Below are 13878 nucleotides of genomic sequence, written 5' to 3'. Positions count from 1 at the left end.
GCACTCCTTACCGGTGTGTTCGTTGCCTGCTGAGGCGGGAATACTAAGCCTACTGTCATTGTGTTCTCCGTGTGAGTCCCCTAACAATGGACTATGACAGTGATGCTGAGGTCCCTTGAAACAGCCGTACCCGAGACGGTCATGGTGCAGCCCCAGGTGCGGGACGTGTTCGCCGCCCAGCCCGACCTGACCCGGCTGGGCACGCGCCTGGTGGGAGCCGCCTTCGATTCCTCCGGCATCGACACCCGGTACACGGCGGTCAAGGAACTGACGCTCGACAGCAATGCCGAGAACCCGGTCTTCTTCGATTCGCGGCAGATGCGGATCCTGAGCCCCAGCACCAAGACCCGCAACGCGGTGTACGCCGAGGAGGGAAGCAAGCTCTTCATCGAGGCCGGCCGCAGAGCACTTGAGGCCGCGGACGGCATCGAGGCGGCCGATGTCAGCCACGTCGTCACCGTGTCCTGCACGGGGTTCTTCAATCCCGGCCCCGACTACAAGGTGGTGCGGGCCCTTGACCTCAGCCCCGCCGTCCAGCGGTACCACCTCGGCTTCATGGGCTGCTACGCGGCATTTCCCGCCCTGCGCGCGGCGAAGGCCTTCTGCGAGGCCGATCCCGAGGCCGTGGTCCTCGTGGTGAGCGCCGAGCTGTGCTCCCTGCATGTGCGCTCTTCGAACAACCCCGACACCATCGTCGGGTCCTCCCTTTTCGCGGATGGCGCCGCGGCCGCCATCATCACCGCGCGGGAGCTGCCGCTGACCGGCCCCGTCCTGAGCCTTGACCACTTCGAGACGGTCCTGACGCCGGTGGGTGAGGAATCGATGGCCTGGAACATCGGCGATGAAGGCTTCGAGATGGTCCTTGGGACCTATGTGCCCCACATCATCGACGAAAACATCGTTTCGGCCCTCGAACCCCTGCTGGCCCACGACATTTCCCTCGAGGGCAAGGCCTACTCGGACATCGAACACTGGGCGATCCACCCGGGCGGCCGGAGCATCCTGGACAAGGTCGAGGCCAAGCTCGACCTCACTCCGGACCAGCTGACGCCGGCGCGGGAGATCCTGCGCAACTACGGCAATATGAGCAGCGCAACGGTGATGTTCGTGTTGAAGAACATCCTCGACCAGCCCTCCTCCGGCGGCAACGGACGGGTCTGCTCGATGGCCTTCGGGCCCGGCCTCACCGTGGAGACCGCGCTCCTCACGAAGATCGGATGACCCCCGGCGGATTCCTCCTGCGGCGCGACGCCGGAGCCGTCGAGGAGATGGACAAGCCCGACTGCGACCCGATCACCCTTGAGCGCACCTACTCCCAGTTCGGCCTGGTCAACGCTGCGGTGGCCGGCTGGAGGCACACCTATCGGATGCTCGTGCGCCCGCAGCTTTCCCCGGACCGGGAAAACACGCTGCTCGATATCGGCTCGGGGGGCGGGGATGTTCCCCGGGCGCTGGCCCGGTGGGCCCGCCGGGACGGGCTGGCCCTGTCCATTACGGCTATTGACCCGGACGGGCGCGCCCACGCCTATGCCACCTCAAGGCCGGGGGTCCCCGGGCTGAGCTTCCGCCGGGCGCTCAGTTCGGAGCTCGTCGCGGAGGGCCGGAGGTTCACCATCGTGACCTCCAACCATGTGCTCCACCACCTCGACCCCGGCGCCCTGTCGGGCCTGCTCGGGGACAGCACCCGGCTCGCCGAGCGCCTCGCGGTGCACAGCGACATTGCGCGCAGCAGGATCGGCTACGGTCTCTTCTCGGTGGGGACACTGCCCCTGCGCGGTTCGTACATCCGCCGGGACGGGCTGACCTCGATCCGGCGCAGCTATACCCCGGCGGAGCTTCGGGCGGTCCTGGCCGCCGAGCCCCGGCCCGGGTGGAGCGTGGAGAGCACCGCCCCCTTCCGGAACCTCCTCATCTTCCGGGCCGGCCCGGATGCATGACGTGGTGGTGGTCGGCGGCGGACCCGTGGGCCTCTACGCCGCCCTTGAACTGCGGCGGGCCGGCCTGGACGTCGTCGCGCTTGAGAGGCGCACCGCACGCAGCGGGCATTCCCGGGCCATCGGCATCCACCCGCCGGCCCTGGCGGCGCTGAAAGCGGGCGACGTGGCCGGGGCCCTTGAGTCGCGGGGGGTGCGGATCACGGAGGGAATCGCCCGCAGCGCGGGTCGGCAGGTCGCGAGCCTCTCCTTTGCCGGCCTCCCCGGCGAGCACGGCTACGTGCTGGCGGTCCCGCAGGCCGTGACCGAGGAGGTGCTTGAGGACCGGCTGGCCGGGCGTTATCCCGGCACCCTGCGCCGCGGAACCACCGTGACCGGCCTCGCGGAGCGCGACGACCGGGTAGAGGTCCATGCCGTGGCGCCCGGCGGCGCCGACATTTTCGAGGCGCGCTGTGTCATCGGCGCCGACGGAGCGCGCAGTGCCGTGCGGGACTATGCCGGCATCGGGGCTCCGGGCAGGTCCTACCCCGACTGCTACCTCATGGGCGACTTCCCCGACGGAACCGGCGACGGCGACTCCGCCGTGCTCTACCTCGAAGCCGCAGGCATCGTCGAGTCGTTCCCGCTGCCGGGCGGGGTACGCCGCTGGGTGGTGCGGCTGGGTGCGCCCGCCGAGCCCGACCCGCACCTGCTTTCACGCCTCATCGGGCAGCGGACGAACGTGGCGGTGGATCCGGCCGGGAACACCATGGTCAGCAGTTTCGAGGTGCGTTCCCGGCTGGCCGAGCGGCTTGTCGCCGGCCGGGTGCTGCTGGTGGGGGATGCCGCCCACGAAATCAGCCCCATCGGGGGCCAGGGGATGAACCTGGGCTGGCTCGACGTCCAGGCCCTGGTGCCGCTCGTCACGGCACACCTGCGCGAAGGTACCGACGTCGGGCAGCAGCTGGCCCGGTTCAACCGGACCCGGCGCCGGGCCGCGGGCGTGGCTCGGCGCAAGGCCCACCTGAACATGGCGCTCGGACGGCCCCTGCCTCCCCGGGTGCTGGCGGCGCGCAACGCGGCCCTCGCGCACCTTTTGTCGCGGCCAGCCGTCTCCTCAGGGATTGCCCGCGCCTTCACCATGCAGTGACGCCGCGGGCGGCCGGGGCTAGCGGTTGCCCTGGATCTTTGCCAGCAGCTCCTCGAAAGGCGCCGACACCTCGGGCGCCCGGGCCGGCCGGGGGCCGACCGAGCCGAGGATCAGTGCCACCAGTTCCTTCGCCGCCCGGCGCGACCGCTGCTCAAGCCCCGGAGCGCCGTCCCCGCTGCCGGCACCCCAGTCCTGCGGTGCGGCGTAGACGGCGGTGGGAACGACGACGGCCCGCAGGTAGCTGAACAGCGGCCGCAGGGCGTGCTCAAGCATCAATGAGTGCCGTGCACTGCCGCCGGTGGCGCCCAGCAGCACAGGCATCCCCTCGAGGGCCTTGGGATCGAGGACGTCGAAGAACGATTTGAGCAGCCCGCTGTAAGAGCCTGAGAACACCGGGCTGACGACGATCAGCGCATCGGCCGCGGCCAGCCGCTCCTGGACCGCGGCGAGAGCCGGCGGGGCGAAGCCCGTGACGAGATGGTTGGCGATATCCAGGGCAAGCTCGCGGAGCTCGATTGTTTCGACCTCGGCTGTGGCGCCGGCCGCACCAAGGGCCTCAACGGCCGACTCCGCCAGCTGATCGGCAAGCATCCTGCTTGATGAAGGAACGCCCAACCCCGCCGAAACGACAACAATTGAAGGTGTAGACACCGGAAAACCCTCCTCGAATTACATACATTTGCATGTATATGACTCAACTCCAGGGACTCCGGTTTCATTCCCCTCAGCGGGCGGCCAACGCGCCGGAGGATTAAACAGCAGGTGGCTCCCCGCGCCATACGCCGGGAGCCACCTCGTCCTCAGCGCCCGCTGCGGGGCCGCTGGGAGCCTACTTCCTGCCGAAGATTCCGTCGAGCACGTTGGTGGGACGCTGCATCTCGCCCTGGTGGGCCGACAGGACCACCACCGTACCGCTGACGACGGGGAGCGCCCACTGCAGCATCTTGAGCTTCGACTGGGCCTTGGCGAGGTCGTCCGAGGCACCGGGACGCGGCTCAGTCGCACCTTCGCCACCCTGTTCGGCCAGCTCGGCGACCTTCTTGCCCATCATGCCTGCGTAGAGGGAAAGTGCCATGCCGGCCACCGTGACCACGCTCTTGATCACCGTGTTGGCCCCCACGCCCTCCTGCTTGGCCAGGCGGCCCTTGTTGCCGTAGATCAGCCCAATGCCGCCGGCCGCGTGCGCGACGAACGCGCCGATCTGCACCGGGGTCCACTTCGCCCATCCGAGGCTCGAGAGGCGTGTGCGCTCGCGGGGGTCCTTCGCTTTGCCGGTGGCGCCGTTCAGCCCTACCGCACCCATGAGGGTTCCACCGAACCATGCGGCCGCGCCGAGGTCGTGGGCGGATCGAGCCAGAAGGTTTCCTGCCATGATGTCGTACTCCTTAGTTCTCGAAAATCGACCTACCCTCTACCTTTATCAGCCTACTTACGATTAAGCTACGGGAAGCCCCGAAAACAGGAAGTACGCGGATGCCGGCACGGGTACCCGCCCGGCGAAGGGAGTGACCGGTGGCAACTGACGGCACGGATCTCGACGCGGTATGGCCCCAGTGGAGGGAAGCGGTCAATATGACGGCCGCGGAGCTGAAGAAATGGCTTGACACCGACGAGTCCCTTTCCGTCGGCCAGAAGGACGGCGGGGAATCGGTCGGCCACGCCTCGGGCCGCCGGATCGTGGAGATCCTCGAAACCCGGAAGCCGGACCTGACCGAGAACGATGTCCAGCACATGGCGAAGGTGGTTGGCTACGTGCACCGGCATCTCGCGCAGACCCCAGGCAAGGACGACCTTGAACACTCGAGGTGGCGTTACTCCCTGATGAACTGGGGCCACGATCCGCTGAAGTAGCGGGCGGGCCTAGGAAGGCTTGCTGAGGGCACTCTGCTTGTGGGCGGCCTGCTTGCCGGACTTGGCGCTCTCGACGATGTAGTAGGGCTCGTCGGAGGACGCCTTGAACTTCTGGCCGTCGAAGGTGAATTCCTTCTCCCGCTTCTCGACGACCTTGCCTTCGGTCGTCCCCTGCGGTGTGTTCCAGGTAACCTTCTCGCCCTTGCGGAATGACATCGATGCGCCCTTTCTGTCCGGCCTGCGGGTAGGTAAACCCTACCCGCAGGCCGGCGCGCGGCACAGGCCCGGCTCAGTCGGCCAGGTGCGTGGGCGCGAAGAGGCGCAGCAGGGTCTCGACGACGACGACGTTCGGCCCCTCGGCCGCGAGGCTCTCCTCGAGGGCCTCCCGGACGTCGGCGGGGGCGACCCTGCGCGCCGGTACGTCGAAGGCCTCGGCGAGCTTCACGAAGTCGGGCCGGGCCAGCTCGGTGGCCGTCGCCTTGCCGAAGGCCCCCTCCATGTATTCGCGCAGGATGCCATAGCCGCCGTCGTCGACGATGAGCCAGGTGACGGGGAGGCTGTGCTGCTTCGCCGTCGCCAGCTCGGCGATGGAATACATGGCCGAGCCGTCGCCGGAGACCGCGAGCACCCGCGGCGGCAGGCCCTTCGACTCAAGGCCCACGGCGCCGCCGATGGCACCGGGGAATCCGTAGCCGAGGCCGCCGGCGCCCTGCGCCGAATGGAACTGCCCCTCGCGTGAGTCCCAGCAGCTCCACGCCCAGTAGGCGGAGATGGTCATGTCCCAGAAGGTCTGCATCGAGTCCGGCACCGCTTCGCGGATGTCGGCCATGAATTTGCGCTCCATCCCCAGGTCCTGGGCGTCGAGGCGCGCCGAGACCTTGGCGAGGGTTTCCGCGACCAGCGCGGCGGCGTCATAGCCCTCGGTGCGTGCGCGGTCGAGCGTCGGCAGCGCCTCGTCGAGGGCCTTGAGCGCCTGGCCGGCGTCGGCCCGGATACCGAGCGCCGGGCGGTTGGATTCGAGGACGCGGGGTTCGGCGTCGATCTGGATGATGCGCCCACGCGGTTCGAGCGTGAAGTAGTTGGAGGTGACCTCACCGAGGGAGGAGCCGACGACCAGCAGGAGGTCGGCGTCCTCGAGCACCTCGGTGACATAGCGGTCCTCGACCCAGGACTGCAGCGACAGCTCGTGGTTCCAGGGGAACGCGCCGTTGCCGCCGGGCGAGCACACCACGGGAGCACCGAGCTTCTCGGCGATGGAGAGCAGCTCGAGCTCGGCCTTGCCGCGGCGCGCTCCGCCGCCGGCGACGATGGCGGGACGCTTGGACGCCGTCAGCCACTCGATCGCTTCACGGACGAGCTCGACGCGCGGAGGGTTGTCGAACGGCTCGGCGAGTGCATCCTCGACCCGGGGCACCATCACCGGGTCGAGCAGCACGTTCTGGGGCACCTCGATCCAGACCGGCCCCTGCGGCGAGGAGACTGCTTCGGTCCAGGCGTCCTGGATCGCCGAGGGGATTCCCGAGGCGTGCTGGATCAGCCGCTGGCTCTTGGTGACGTTCGCCGCCGAGGCCTTCTGGTCGTCGAGCTGGTGGAGCATGCCCTTGCGCCGCGCGCCGAGGCCCTCCAGGGGGATCTGGCTGGCGATCACGATCATCGGGACGCCGGTGGCGTAGGCCTCCTGGAGTCCCGCCAGCGAGGTGAGCGCCCCGGGACCGGTGGAGAGGAAGAGGACGCCGACCTCGCCGGTGGCCCGGGAAAAGCCGTCGGCGGCGAACGCCGAATTGTTCTCCACCCGGGAGGAAACGAAGCGCAGCGGCGAGCGCGACAGGGCATCGAAGAGCCCGAGGGCGTGCTGGCCGGGGATGCCGAAGACGGTGGTGGCGCCCAGCGCGGTGAGCGTCTCGACGACGAGGTCACCGCCGTTGCGCTGCCCGGTGGTCAGCGGCTGGGGTGGAACTGAGGCGGCGCTGTCGGTGATTTCCATTCAGCTTTCCTTTGAGGGCGGGGTGAGGTTGTCGGCCATGAGGCTGACGAGGTCGTAGGCGACATGGGAGGCCGCGACGCCGGTGATTTCGGCGGTGTCGTAGGCGGGGGCCACCTCGACCACGTCGGCGCCGACGAGGTTGAGGCCGCGCAGCCCCCTCAGGATCTCAAGGAGTTCACGGCTTGTCATTCCGCCGGCCTCGGGGGTACCGGTGCCCGGGGCGTGGGCGGGGTCGAGCACGTCGATATCGACCGAGACGTACAGCGGCCGGTCTCCGATGCGGTCCCGCAGCCGGGCGATGACCTCGTCGACGCCCTGGCGGAACACATCGGAGGAGGTGACGATGCCGAAGCCGAAGCGCCGGTCGTCCTCGAGGTCCTTCACGCCGTAGAGCGGTCCGCGCGTCCCGACGTGTGAGATCGCCTCGGTGTCGAGGATCCCCTCCTCGACGGCCCGCCGGAAGGGCGTCCCGTGGGTGTATTCCGCGCCGAAGTAGGTGTCCCAGGTGTCGAGGTGGGCGTCGAAGTGGAGCAGCGCCACGGGTGAGCCCGCCCGCTCGGAGGCCGCCCTCAGTAGGGGCAGGGCGATGGTGTGGTCCCCGCCGAGGGTGACGAGCCGGGTTCCGTCGGCGGTCAGCTCGAGCGCGTTGGCCTGCACCGTCTCGATGGCCTCATGGATGTTGAAGGGGTTGACGGCCATGTCGCCGGCGTCGGCGACCTGGACGCGTTCGAACGGCGAGACGTCGAGCGCCGGGTTGTAGGGGCGCAGCAGGCGTGAGGCCTCGCGGACGTGGTTGGCGCCGAACCGCGCCCCCGGCCGGTACGAGACACCGGAGTCGAAGGGCACGCCCACCACGGCGATGTCAGTGCGGTCCACCTGGTCGAGGCGTGGGAGCCGCGCGAAGGTCGCGGCGCCGGAGTAGCGCGGCACGCGGGCCGAATCGATGGGGCCGAGGTGGCCACCTGCGGTGATGCGCAGTTCTTCCATGGGCGTCGTCCGTTCCTCAGCGGTACGCGGTCGGCGCACCGAAGTTGCTAAATATGCATCAATTGTTTTGCATAAGGCTAATTGTGGGCCGGGTCACGGGTCAAGGTGCGGACCGCCCGACGCCGGGGTGCCGTCGTCGACCCGGCCTACTTCCCGGAGGCCGCCGGGACCAGGGTCCACAGGATGACGGCCGGATCCCCCGAGGGATTGGCCCAGGTGTGGGGCTCGCGTCCGGGGAAGGTCACCGTGTCCCCCGCCTGCAGTTCGAACCGCTGATTGGAGAAAATCAGTTCGAAGGAGCCCTCCACTACGTGCAGGGTCTCCACCTCGCAGTCAACCGAGTACAGCTCGGCCTCCCCGCGCCCATGCGGTTCGATCACGGCCCGGATCATCTGCAGGCGGCGTTCCGAGCGGGCGGTCATCAACCGCTCGATGATCCCCTCGCCACCAAGGCTGATCCGGGGGGCCTCCTCTAGGCGGGTCAGGTGGGTCTCTGGAGCCAGGAACAGGTCGCCGATGGAGATCGAGAGAACCTGGCACAGGGTGACGAGCGAAGCCACCGAGGGCGAGGTGAGGTCGCGTTCGACCCGGCTCAGGAACCCCTTTGTCAGCCCCGTCGCCTCCGCCACCTGCTCGATGGTCATACGCTGGGACTGCCGGGCGGCGCGGATGCGGGAACCGATCGCCACCGGGGCGTTGGTGGGCTCAACAGGCAGGGCCTTCATGGCAGTCCTCCCAAGGGTGAAGGGAATGAACGGGAGTCAAGATAGAGCATAGCGAGCCCAGGGTTGCTTCTATGAAGCGCTCGGATCGGCCACGATTGACGGAGTGACCTTCATCACCCTAGCCTAGTACGAAACAAAAGTTGCTTCGTGTGCAACCTCGATTTGGGTGGGAACAATGGAATATCTTAATGCGGCGATAGTGGTCGTCTATCTCGTGGCCATGCTCGGCTTCGGCTGGTGGGGCAAGTCCCGCACCCGGAACGCGAGCGACTACCTCGTCGCCGGCCGGCGCCTTGGACCACTGCTCTATACGGGCACCATGGCCGCCGTGGTCCTCGGCGGGGCCTCGACCGTCGGCGGCGTCGGCCTGGGCTACACCTACGGGATCTCGGGCATGTGGCTCGTCGTCGCCATCGGGGTGGGCGTGCTGCTGCTGAGCCTGCTGTTCGCGCCCTCGATCCAACGGCTGAAGATCTACACCGTGTCGCAGATGCTCAGCCTCCGCTACGGCTCCGAGGCGACGAAGGTCTCGGGCATCGTCATGCTGGCCTACACCCTGATGCTGTGCGCCACCTCCACCGGCGCCTACGCCACCATCTTCGTGGTCCTCTTCGGCTGGGACCGCGCCCTCTCCATCGCCATCGGCGGAATCATCGTGGTGATCTATTCGGCGGTGGGCGGCATGTGGTCGATCACCCTGGCCGACATGGCGCAGTTCGTCATCAAGACAATCGGCGTCTTCGCGCTGATGCTTCCGTTCGCGCTTTCCTCGGCCGGAGGGTTCGAGGGAATCTCCGAGCGCGCCGGCGCGGAGTTCTTTGACATCACCGGCATCGGCGCACAGAGCATTCTCACCTACTTCGTCGTCTACACGCTGGGCCTGCTGATCGGACAGGACATCTGGCAGCGCGTCTTCACCTCCCGCACGCCGGAGGTCGCCCGCTGGGGCGGTGCCACTGCCGGCGTCTACTGCATCCTGTACGGGGTGGCCGGGGCGCTGATCGGGATGTCCGCAAGCGTCATCCTGCCGGACATCGAGTCCCAGGACGACGTCTACGCCGACATCGCCCTCAACGTCCTGCCGATCGGAATCGGCGGGCTGGTCCTGGCCGCCGCAGTCGCCGCCATGATGTCGACGGCGTCGGGCGCGCTGATCGCGTCGGCGACCGTGGCGCGCACCGACGTCCTGCCCTACGTCCGGAGCTGGTCGCGGCGGAGCGGGCGTACCGCCGGTGCCGAGGCGGCCAACCGCACGGCGGTTGACGCCGGCGGGCATGACGTCGGAAGCAGCCGGTGGTGGGTGTTCGGCCTCGGCGTGACCGCCATCCTGCTCGCGGTCGTGGTGCAGGACGTCGTCGCCGCCCTGACCATCGCCTACGACATCCTCGTCGGCGGACTCCTCGTCGCCATTATCGGTGGCCTCGTCTGGAAGCGCGGCAACGGACTCGGCGCCGGCGTCTCAATGGCCGTCGGGACGGTCTTCACCCTCGGGACCATGATCTTCCTCGAGGTGAACGCCGAAAACCAGTACGACGGCATCTACTCGAACTGGCCCATCTACGTCGGCCTGCTCGCGTCGGCCGCCGTCTACATCATCGTTTCCCTGGCCAGCCGGCGGACCGATCCGGCCGTCATGGCCGCCTGGGAGGACCGTGTCGCGGGCAACGTGCCCGACGACGACGCTCCTGCCGTCGAATCGCCCAGCGGCGGCGCATCGGTCCTCCCGGAACGCCGGTAGCCGGATTTAACGGCCTGAGGGCCCTTCCCGCAACGCGGGAGGGGCCCTCAGTTGTTGAAGCGGTTGTCCGACCAGCGGTTCGTCCGGTTATTCAGTCGGCGCCGGTCAGTGGGTCAGTCGTCGAGGGCTGTGGAGCCGCCGCCGTCCCGGCGGTCCCGCCGCTCCCGCCGGGTTCCGGAGGAAGCAACCGGCCCGGCGTCCTCGGAGCCGTTGCCGTGCGAACCGGTCCCCGGAGTCCCGGGGGAACCGGCCGTGGCCGGGACCGAGGGCTCCTCGGCGAACTGCTTCGAGGATTCCTCGGTCTCCGGGGTGACACCGCGCGAGGCGACGCCGGGGCGGTCCTCATCGGAGCGCTTGGCGGCGGCGAGTTCGGCCAGCTCGATCGCCTTGGGGTCGTCCTTGGGGAGAGTGCTCAGGCCGTGTCCGCTCTCATCGAGGGCAGTGGCCTGTTCGGCCTTCACGATCTCGGTTTCGGTGATCGCGTCGTCCTCCTCCTGGTTCCAGGCCTTGATCGCAGCCCAGGTCACGGCGGCCACCGGCACCGACAGGATGGCGCCAATGATGCCGGCCAGGATGGTTCCGGCGGTCAGGGCGAGCAGGATGACAAGGGCGTGGACGCTCAGGGTGCGTCCCATCACGACCGGCTGCAGGAAGTTCCCCTCGAGCTGGTTCACGACGATGACGACGATGATCACGATCAGCGCCGCGGTGGGCCCGTTGGAGACCAGTGCGACAAGAGCTGCGAGCACCCCGGCAAGGGTGGCTCCGACGAGCGGGATGAACGCCCCGATGAAGACGATGACCGACAGCGGAAGGGCCAGCGGAATGTTGAGGACGGCAAGCGCGATGCCGATGAAGACGGCGTCGACGAGTGCGACAATGGCCGTTCCCCGGACGTAGCCGCCGAGCACGGCGAGGCTGCTGTAGCCGACCCGGCGGGCCTTCACGAGCCGCTTGCCCTTGAACGCCCGCAGGATGAAGGCCCAGATTTTCTCCCCATCCTTGAGGAAGTAGAAGAGGATGACAGCCATCAGCAGGCCGCCCGCGATGAAGTTGGTGGCGGCACTCAGGCCGGAGAGGGCCCCGGCGCCCGCGGTGCTGCTGGTAGCGAAGTCGACAACCGCATCCCGGGCCTGCTGAATCTGGCCGGAGTCAATGGGAATTGGGCCGTTCTCGACGAAGGCGTAGAGCTGGTCGAAGCCCTGCACGGCACTGTCGACAAGCTCACCGGCCTGGTTCTGCACGGCGAACACGATGCCGGTGATCAGCCCGCCGAACAGGAGCAGGAGGAGCAGGAACGAGAACCCTGTCGCAGCGGAGCTTGGCCAGCCCTTGCGGCGGAGCCAATGCACGAGGGGCACGATAGCCGCCGCGAGGATCAGGGCCAGCAGCACCGGAATGACCACAAGCCGCACCTGGATCAGCGCGTAGACCGTAACCACGGCGAGCAGCAGCATGAGGAGGACCTGGGCGCAGCGCAGGCTGGCCCGGCCCAGGCTGTCCTTCCAGGGGCTTGTCGTATCTGGTGCTGGAACGCTCATGATGCCTGTCTTCCGGTAGGTGTCGATGTTTTGCTATTCAGCAGGCGGGTGCGCACTTCGCGGCGCAGCACCTTCCCGATCAGGGACCGGGGCAGTTCGTCCACCGCGAAGATGCGGCGGGGAACCTTGTAGGCGGCCAGCCCCTCCCGGCAACGCTTGCGGAGGGATTCCTCGTCGAGCTGCGCCCCGTCGGCCAGGACGACGGCGGCGACGACGTCCTCCCCACCGCCGGGCCTCGGCAGGCCGACGACGGCGGCGTCGGTGACCGGGCCGTAGGCTCGAAGGGTGTCCTCCACCTCGGTGGGAGCCACGTTGAAGCCTCCGGTGATGATCAGTTCCTTGATCCGGTCGACGATGCTGACGTAGGAGCCGGCGTCGACGCTCACAATGTCACCGGTGCGGAACCACCCACCCTCAAGGAGCACGGCCTCGGTTTCCTCGGGCTTCTGCCAGTAGCCGGAGAACACCTGGGGGCCGCGGATCAGCAGTTCGCCGGCTTCTCCGGGCGGCCTCTCCACGTCCGGGCGATCGGGGTCGACGACCCGGATGTCGGTGTTGGGGAACGGAACGCCGACGCTGCCCGGCCGCCGGGTGGGGCCGATGGGATTGCCAAGGGCCACCGGGGAGGTTTCGGTGAGCCCGTAGCCCTCGACAAGGTACCCTCCGGTGGCCTTCTCCCAGCGGGCCACCGTCTCCGGAGGCAGGTTCATGGCACCGGAGATGGCGAACCGGATGCTCGAGAGGTCGACCCCCCGCTCCTCGGCGGCCGCGGCGAGCCGGTCGTAGATGGGGGGAACCGCCGGCAGGAACGTCGGTGGGCTCTTCCGGACGGCCTGCAGTACGAGGTCGACGTCGAACCGCGGAAAGAGGACAAGCCGCGCCCCAATGCTCATGGCGAAGGTCAGGCACAGGGTCAGCCCGTAGGCGTGGAACATGGGCAGCACCGCGTAGACGGTCTCCTGCCCTTCAACAAGTCCGGGCACCCAGGCCCTGCCCTGGGCGGCATTGGCGAGGAGGTTCTGATGGGTCAGGACGGCGCCCTTGGGGGTTCCGGTGGTACCGCTGGTGTACTGGATCACGGCGGTGTCGCCGGAGAAGGGGCGGGGATGCCCCTGATCCAGCGGCGGGGACGCCAGCAGCCCTTCCCAGCGGTGGATGGGGTGCGGCCCCGCGAGTATTTCCGACGGGGTCAGGGCGGACCGCGCGCGGCGGGCGGCGGGAAGCGGCAGTTTCAGTGCGAGGCGCTTTCCGGCCGGGAGGGCGCGGGTGAGGTCGACCGAGACGATTCCTTCAAGCCCGAGGTCCTTGGGGAGCCGCTGGACCTGCGGAACCACTTTGTCCCACACCACGGCGACCTTCGCGCCGTGGTCCTCGAACTGGTGGCGCAGTTCCCGGTCGGTGTAGAGCGGGTTGTGTTCGACGACGATCGCCCCGAGCCGGAGCACGGCATAGAAGGCGGCGATGTGCTGCGGGCAGTTGGGAAGGACGAGGGCCACGCGGTCCCCTGCGGTGACTCCGAGCCGGCGCAGCCCTTCGGCGATGCGCAGGACGTCGGCGCCCAGCCGGCCGTAGGTCGTCTCCGCCCCGAAAAACTCAAGTGCTACGCCGTTGCGGTGGCGGGCTGCGGCGGATTCGAGCAGGTCATACAACGAGCCCTCCGGCACGGCGATCTCGTGGGGCACCCCGGGCGCGTAGCGCGCCGTCCACGGGCGGGAGAACTCCGATTTCATAAGCCTGCTTCCTGTTTTGACCCTGTGAACTCTACCGTGCCGCACCGGCGTCACGGTAGCGCCTCCTGTGTATTCTCGACGATCCGGCACGCGGATTGGTTCTTCCCGGCGCGCCGTCGCGAAACCGGCGCATCCGGACAACCCGAACACCGGACGCAAATACATCGGGCGCGGACACGTTAGACTATCGCCAGCGAAGGGGAGTAGCTCCGCGGCCGGTGTGCCACGAGGCCTGTCGACATACTGGCGTCAATCGAGC

12 protein-coding genes and 1 pseudogene are annotated in these 13878 nt (G+C 68.4%); 5 read left to right on the top strand and 8 right to left on the bottom strand.

All coding sequences use genetic code 11. The annotated features are described in order from the left end of the window. Nucleotides 1-93 precede the first annotated feature (93 nt). Genes E2F48_RS04490 through E2F48_RS04480 form a run of 3 tightly spaced genes read left to right on the top strand, consistent with a single transcriptional unit; the run spans nt 94 to nt 3063 of the window. Nucleotides 94-1221 (top strand): type III polyketide synthase, encoded by a 1128-nt coding sequence (locus E2F48_RS04490; protein WP_133402824.1) that lies wholly within the window; start codon nt 94-96, stop codon nt 1219-1221. After that, complete coding sequence (locus E2F48_RS04485; RefSeq protein WP_133402823.1) at nt 1218-1937, top strand: class I SAM-dependent methyltransferase; 720 nt, start codon at nt 1218-1220, stop codon at nt 1935-1937. Before E2F48_RS04490 ends, E2F48_RS04485 begins: the two co-directional genes overlap by 4 nt. Beyond that, entirely contained in the window at nt 1930-3063 is a 1134-nt protein-coding gene (locus tag E2F48_RS04480; RefSeq protein WP_133402822.1) for an FAD-dependent oxidoreductase, read from the top strand. Before E2F48_RS04485 ends, E2F48_RS04480 begins: the two co-directional genes overlap by 8 nt. 18 nt (nt 3064-3081) lie before the next feature. Here E2F48_RS04480 and E2F48_RS04475 read toward each other — a convergent pair whose 3' ends face one another. Continuing rightward, complete coding sequence (locus E2F48_RS04475) at nt 3082-3714, bottom strand: FMN reductase (RefSeq protein ID WP_133402821.1); 633 nt, start codon at nt 3712-3714, stop codon at nt 3082-3084. 178 nt (nt 3715-3892) lie between these two features. Next, complete coding sequence (locus tag E2F48_RS04470) at nt 3893-4435, bottom strand: hypothetical protein (RefSeq protein WP_133402820.1); 543 nt, start codon at nt 4433-4435, stop codon at nt 3893-3895. A gap of 140 nt (nt 4436-4575) precedes the next feature. Between E2F48_RS04470 and E2F48_RS04465 the strand changes: the two genes are divergently transcribed. Then, nucleotides 4576-4914: a DUF3140 domain-containing protein gene (locus E2F48_RS04465; protein ID WP_246018519.1), complete on the top strand. Its 339-nt coding sequence runs from the start codon at nt 4576-4578 to the stop codon at nt 4912-4914. Nucleotides 4915-4923: 9 nt separating this feature from the next. Here E2F48_RS04465 and E2F48_RS04460 read toward each other — a convergent pair whose 3' ends face one another. The 4 genes from E2F48_RS04460 to E2F48_RS04445 all read right to left on the bottom strand — a co-directional run bounded on the left by E2F48_RS04460 (nt 4924) and on the right by E2F48_RS04445 (nt 8610). Next, nucleotides 4924-5130 (bottom strand): hypervirulence associated TUDOR domain-containing protein, encoded by a 207-nt coding sequence (locus E2F48_RS04460; RefSeq protein ID WP_133402819.1) that lies wholly within the window; start codon nt 5128-5130, stop codon nt 4924-4926. 73 nt (nt 5131-5203) lie between these two features. Then, nucleotides 5204-6898 (bottom strand): thiamine pyrophosphate-binding protein, encoded by a 1695-nt coding sequence (locus tag E2F48_RS04455; protein WP_133402818.1) that lies wholly within the window; start codon nt 6896-6898, stop codon nt 5204-5206. After that, complete coding sequence (gene speB, locus E2F48_RS04450; protein WP_133402817.1) at nt 6899-7885, bottom strand: agmatinase; 987 nt, start codon at nt 7883-7885, stop codon at nt 6899-6901. A 146-nt stretch (nt 7886-8031) separates the two neighbouring features. After that, complete coding sequence (locus E2F48_RS04445) at nt 8032-8610, bottom strand: cupin domain-containing protein (protein ID WP_133402816.1); 579 nt, start codon at nt 8608-8610, stop codon at nt 8032-8034. Between the two features lie 175 nt (nt 8611-8785). Here E2F48_RS04445 and E2F48_RS04440 point away from each other — a divergent pair, with 175 nt between their 5' ends. Further along, nucleotides 8786-10348 (top strand): sodium:solute symporter family protein, encoded by a 1563-nt coding sequence (locus E2F48_RS04440; RefSeq protein WP_133402815.1) that lies wholly within the window; start codon nt 8786-8788, stop codon nt 10346-10348. A gap of 488 nt (nt 10349-10836) precedes the next feature. Here E2F48_RS04440 and E2F48_RS04435 read toward each other — a convergent pair. After that, nucleotides 10837-11889, bottom strand: a pseudogene (locus E2F48_RS04435) (AI-2E family transporter); the annotation flags it as partial. Continuing rightward, nucleotides 11886-13619, bottom strand: a complete 1734-nt coding sequence (locus E2F48_RS04430; protein WP_133402813.1) for a long-chain-fatty-acid--CoA ligase — start codon at nt 13617-13619, stop codon at nt 11886-11888. The pseudogene E2F48_RS04435 and the gene E2F48_RS04430, both read right to left, overlap by 4 nt. Nucleotides 13620-13878 lie beyond the last annotated feature (259 nt).

Origin of the sequence: Arthrobacter crusticola, from assembly GCF_004357995.1 — a bacterium.
GTDB lineage: Bacteria > Actinomycetota > Actinomycetes > Actinomycetales > Micrococcaceae > Arthrobacter_D > Arthrobacter_D crusticola.
This window is presented reverse-complemented; position numbering and strand designations above follow the sequence as displayed.

Bases quoted from the DNA above. Each gene is read 5' to 3' on its own strand.
- E2F48_RS04490 (WP_133402824.1), top strand. From the start codon at position 94: ATGACAGTGATGCTGAGGTCCCTTGAAACAGCCGTACCCGAGACGGTC.
- E2F48_RS04485 (WP_133402823.1), top strand. From the start codon at position 1,218: ATGACCCCCGGCGGATTCCTCCTGCGGCGCGACGCCGGAGCCGTCGAG.
- E2F48_RS04480 (WP_133402822.1), top strand. From the start codon at position 1,930: ATGCATGACGTGGTGGTGGTCGGCGGCGGACCCGTGGGCCTCTACGCC.
- E2F48_RS04470 (WP_133402820.1), bottom strand. From the start codon at position 4,435: ATGGCAGGAAACCTTCTGGCTCGATCCGCCCACGACCTCGGCGCGGCC.
- E2F48_RS04460 (WP_133402819.1), bottom strand. From the start codon at position 5,130: ATGTCATTCCGCAAGGGCGAGAAGGTTACCTGGAACACACCGCAGGGG.
- E2F48_RS04455 (WP_133402818.1), bottom strand. From the start codon at position 6,898: ATGGAAATCACCGACAGCGCCGCCTCAGTTCCACCCCAGCCGCTGACC.
- speB (WP_133402817.1), bottom strand. From the start codon at position 7,885: ATGGAAGAACTGCGCATCACCGCAGGTGGCCACCTCGGCCCCATCGAT.
- E2F48_RS04445 (WP_133402816.1), bottom strand. From the start codon at position 8,610: ATGAAGGCCCTGCCTGTTGAGCCCACCAACGCCCCGGTGGCGATCGGT.
- E2F48_RS04440 (WP_133402815.1), top strand. From the start codon at position 8,786: ATGGAATATCTTAATGCGGCGATAGTGGTCGTCTATCTCGTGGCCATG.
- E2F48_RS04430 (WP_133402813.1), bottom strand. From the start codon at position 13,619: ATGAAATCGGAGTTCTCCCGCCCGTGGACGGCGCGCTACGCGCCCGGG.